1 protein-coding gene is annotated in these 751 nt (G+C 42.6%); it reads left to right on the forward strand.

All coding sequences use genetic code 11. The features are described 5' to 3' along the window. Nucleotides 1–751 (forward strand): hypothetical protein (locus AACW06_RS19825; RefSeq protein ID WP_202884124.1); only part of this gene is annotated, 751 nt, incomplete at both ends.

Raw genomic sequence — 751 nt, forward strand, 5'->3', positions numbered from 1 at the left:
GATGAGAATATTTCTGCGTCAGGGGAGTTTGCCTTATCTGATACCGATGGAGACATATCAGCCGATGGCTCTGACGCGGTAGGGTTAAGCAGAGATTTCGATTATCGTGACAATCTAGTGTCCCATCCACCTACCGATTTGACGTTTGCTGAAGCGGGTTCCGCTTCAACGATTGCAAACACATCCACGGCAGGAAATCAAAGTGCATCACAAACCACCAGCTTATCTGATGGAAAATATGCGATAGCCTGGCTTGATGCATCGAGTGGATGGTCAACGAGAGGTCGTATTTACAATGAAGATGGAACGGCTGCAACGAGTGAATTCTTGATTACTGTTGATGGAAATAACCTAGGATCTCCACAAGATATTATTACCTTAGCTAATGGGAGTTTTGCTGTGAGTGTGCAGGTTGCACATAACGGAACCTATTATATGGGAGTGGCGATCATTGATGAAAACGGTACGCAGACGTCCGATTTTTATGTTAATAGCTTCGGATATTTTACCAATATTGATGAAACCTCCGATGGAAATATCGTATCTGTTTATACGACAACTGCCACTACTCCTTCCTCTCTTGTTTTAGAGGTGCACGATCAAAATGGTAATCAAGTTGTAAGTCCCGTTACGATAGATAGTGATTATACGTGGCTTCAATATGCCCAAGTTACTGCATTAAGTAATGGTGATATTGTTGTGGGTTATCGTGATGGTAACGCGGCTGACCATGTTCTCAAAATATATTCTT

The sequence above is a fragment of the Vibrio sp. S12_S33 genome (assembly GCF_963889785.1).
In the GTDB taxonomy this organism is placed as follows: domain Bacteria; phylum Pseudomonadota; class Gammaproteobacteria; order Enterobacterales; family Vibrionaceae; genus Vibrio; species Vibrio aestuarianus.